3 protein-coding genes and 1 pseudogene are annotated in these 3,422 nt (G+C 66.8%); 2 read left to right on the top strand and 2 right to left on the bottom strand.

Annotation, left to right across the window (positions count from 1 at the left end):
- Positions 1-224: 224 nt before the first annotated feature.
- A pseudogene (locus ACH4J0_RS42920) lies at positions 225-326 on the bottom strand (NAD-dependent deacetylase); the annotation flags it as partial.
- 63 nt (positions 327-389) lie between these two features.
- Here ACH4J0_RS42920 and ACH4J0_RS42925 point away from each other — a divergent pair.
- Positions 390-962 carry a helix-turn-helix domain-containing protein gene (locus tag ACH4J0_RS42925; protein ID WP_396246622.1) on the top strand — a complete coding sequence of 191 codons (573 nt, stop codon included), beginning with the start codon at positions 390-392 and terminating at the stop codon, positions 960-962.
- 18 nt (positions 963-980) lie between these two features.
- Here the strand turns inward: ACH4J0_RS42925 and ACH4J0_RS42930 are convergent, their stop codons facing one another.
- Positions 981-2,033 carry an NAD(P)/FAD-dependent oxidoreductase gene (locus ACH4J0_RS42930; RefSeq protein WP_396246623.1) on the bottom strand — a complete coding sequence of 351 codons (1,053 nt, stop codon included), beginning with the start codon at positions 2,031-2,033 and terminating at the stop codon, positions 981-983.
- 305 nt (positions 2,034-2,338) lie between these two features.
- Between ACH4J0_RS42930 and ACH4J0_RS42935 the strand changes: the two genes are divergently transcribed.
- Entirely contained in the window at positions 2,339-3,028 is a 690-nt protein-coding gene (locus tag ACH4J0_RS42935) for a rhodanese-like domain-containing protein (protein WP_396246624.1), read from the top strand.
- Positions 3,029-3,422 lie beyond the last annotated feature (394 nt).

Here is a 3,422-nt window from a genome sequence, read left to right on the forward strand (position 1 = left end):
ACCGCGATCACGCCCCCGACCAGCCCGAGCACCCCGCCTCCAACTCACGCCAGCCCCCGTGAACTGCGGTTCTCAGGATGAAAACTCCTCACTGGCTTTCCGTACCGGTCGAACTCCGTGGGGGTGGCGCCATCGGCGTCCGTGTAGGAGAGGAGTCGGCCAAGGGAGTCCATGGCCCGGGTCAGGGACTTGCCGCCCGCCGTCGTCGGCTCTGTCCCGTAATCGGTGGTCCCCACCGCGAGGAACACCGCGCAGGCCTTGGCGATCTCCAATGCCTGCGCCAGCACCTCCGGGTCGAGCCGCTCGCCGAACGTCACCGTCGCGGACTGCTCAGTTGCTGCTCGGACTCGAATTGGAAGGGGCCTTGCCGTCTCGGGCAGTATCAGGGTGTGAACAGCGCGAAGAAGGACGTTCTGGATGCGGTCGGGCCCCGTCTGCGGGAGCTGCGTCGCCGGCGGGGGATCACCCTGGCTGAGCTTGGCCGGCGGACCGGAATCAGCGAGAGCACGCTGTCTCGTCTGGAGGGCGGCAGTCGCAAGCCGACTTTGGAGCTGCTGCTGCCACTCGCCGAGGTGTACGCGGTGCCCCTCGACCATCTCGTGGGCGCGCCCCGTACGGGAGACCCGCGCATTCACCTGCGCCCGGTGACCCGGGGAGGCATGACGTTGGTGCCGCTGAGCGATCCTGGCGGCGCCCAAGCTTATAAGCTTCTCATTTCACCCACGTCCCAGAGCGAGCCGGAGCTGCAGACTCACGACGGTTTTGAGTGGCTCTATGTGCTCGCCGGACGGCTCAGGTTGCTGCTGGGCGAGCAGAGCCTGAGCCTCAAGCCGGGCGAGGCCGCGGAGTTCGACACGCACGTGCCGCACTGGATTGGCGCCGACGGCGACCAGGCCGTTGAACTTCTCATCCTGCTTGGACGCCAGGGAGAACGGGCCCACCTCCGGGTCCGCGCCACCTGACCCGGTCGCGCCAAGGGCTCAGTTCCCGCCGGGGAGGGAGCCCAGTCCGTGCGCACGGCTGCCCTGCACCCGCCGCGACACCTCGGCCTCCATCGCCCCGCTGAACACTTCACCGTCCTTCGCCGCACGGGCGGCGGCTTCCGCGTCGGCCTTCAGCAGGTCCATGTGGATCGCGGCGGCCGCGGTGGTGCCGGCTGCTGCCGCGGCGGGAACCCCGGCCAGTACATCGCTGACGTTCCCCGCGGCCCACACGCCCTGCACTCCGGTGAACCCGGAGGCGTCCACCTGGAGCTGCTCCCCCAGGCCCATGGGGTGTTCCTGCATCGTCACGCCCAGCTCGCGCAGGAAACCCGTGCGCGCGACGAACCGGGGGGCGACCACCAGTTGCTGGACCGGCACCACCTTTCCCGATGCCAGCCGCACGCCCGCCAGCTGGTCCTGACTGTCGACCTCGAGCCCGGTGGCCTCACCGTCGACCACGCCGACACCGAGAGCAGCCAGCTGCTCCCACTGTTCGTCGGTCAGTTCCGTTGCGGTGTGCAGGAACAGCGTGACGTCCTTGGACATCTGACGGAACAACAGTGCCTGGTGGAAGTTGCCGAGCACCCCGATGACCTTGTCCCGGACTTCCCAGCCGTGGCAGTACACGCAGTGCAGCACGTCCCGCCCCCACCGTTCGGCCAGCCCTGGCACGTCCGGCAGCACATCGACCAAACCAGTGGTCACCAGCACTCTGTGTGTCCGTAGGTGCTGCCCGTCCTCGGTGACAACCCGGAAGCCCGCGCCGTCCCGGGAGATCCGCGTGACCTGCCCCGAAACGACACGACCGCCGTACGAAGCGACCTCCTCGCGCCCGAGCCGCAGTAGCTCCAGAGGAGAGATGCCCTCGCGGCCGAGCACACCATGGGCGCCGGCAGCCGGAGCATTACGGGGCTCACCCTTGTCGATCACCAGAACCGACCGGCGCACCCGGGCCAGATTCAAAGCCCCGGAAAGGCCGGCGGTCCCACCCCCGACCACCACGACGTCCCAGGCCTGTTCACCATCTCGTATCAACTCGAACTCGCTCATGCCGTCAGCGTGCGGCGGCGCCACGGATGCCGCAACGGTTCATGCTGTCCTGGCAAGACGCGCTGGCACTCGCCGCCGGGGATGGCTCGCCGGTCGGCCGACGGCCCCGGACCACGCCGAGCATCTTGCCAGTCCAGCAAGAGGATTCGTCGCCTGCGGATACGTGTGTGCAAGCTACGTCCAGATGGTTCCGGCCCCCAACTGAAAGCCGGCATCTCCAGAACTCGGTCGTGTTCCCGCATTCGTTGGGAATTCCTCCGGCTCGAGCGGCATGCCGGTAGTTGAAATGTTTGAGGAAGCAGCAGATGGAAAATCGCCACGTCGTGATCATTCCGATCGAGATCGGCGAGGAGAAGGAAGCCTCTTATCTCGCCGCATGGCAGGATGCTGCGGAGGTGATGGCGGCGCAGCCCGGTTTCATTCGGACGTACATGTTCCGCACGATCGTTCCGGGGAGTAAATTCCCTCTCGTCAACGTGGCGGAATGGGAGTCCACCCGTCACTGGGAAGAGGCAATGAATGTCTGCCCGATGATGGGACAGCAGATAGCCGTCGTCCATGCCTCGAACTACGAGGCGATCCGGACGGTCCTGCCCACGCAGAGCCTGAGTTCCGGCGACGGTCGCATGCCCGCTGACCTGTCTCCTGTTGAGGCGCGTCGCCGCGCCGAGAATGGGCAACTCACACTGGTCGATGTCCGTGAAGACGATGAATGGGCAGCGCGTCACCCGGCCGGCGCCGTCCACGCCGCGCTCAGCACATTGCCAGCGTCGCTGTCGGATCTGCCTGACGGCCCACTGGCCTTCGTCTGCCGCACAGGCAACCGCAGCGCGCAGGGCGGCATGCAGGCGATCCGCGCGGGCCGGTCTTCCGTCTACAGCGTGGCGGGCGGCCTTGAGGCGTGGGAAGCAGCGGGGCTGCCGGTCGTCCTTCCCGGGAGCGAAAGCGCCGAGAACAACGGCGATCGCGTCGCAGATGCGGTGCGCGAGGGCTGACGAAAGCAAAATCGGAAGATAACCGTCGCATACGTCCGCCGGCATGAGGCCGGCCGGATACGCCGTCCGCCCGCCGTCTCCGGAAAATTCGCCACCGCCATTCCAGACGGTGACCGTTTGCGCAATGGCCCAGGAAATGAGAACCGCGGATATCGCGAGCGGTTCGGAGTGGCGCAACGGTTCCGGAGCTTCGGCGACGGCTTCCCGAAACGGAATTACCCGGGTACGCCAGCCCGGAGAGGAGTCACGCCATGTTTTTTGTCGACACCCTGGAGTTCGAGGGGCTGGGCAACCGTAGCTACTGAACTTAAAAGCGTGATGTCGGTCAGTCCTCCAGAGCAAGGCCGGTGCCGGCGAAGCAGCCGTTCGCCCGGCTAATAGCAGGCCATCCCTG

Origin of the sequence: Kitasatospora sp. NPDC017646 (genome assembly GCF_044329365.1) — a bacterium.
Taxonomy (GTDB): domain Bacteria; phylum Actinomycetota; class Actinomycetes; order Streptomycetales; family Streptomycetaceae; genus Kitasatospora.

Bases quoted from the DNA above. Each gene is read 5' to 3' on its own strand.
- ACH4J0_RS42935 (WP_396246624.1), top strand. From the start codon at position 2,339: ATGGAAAATCGCCACGTCGTGATCATTCCGATCGAGATCGGCGAGGAG.
- ACH4J0_RS42930 (WP_396246623.1), bottom strand. From the start codon at position 2,033: ATGAGCGAGTTCGAGTTGATACGAGATGGTGAACAGGCCTGGGACGTC.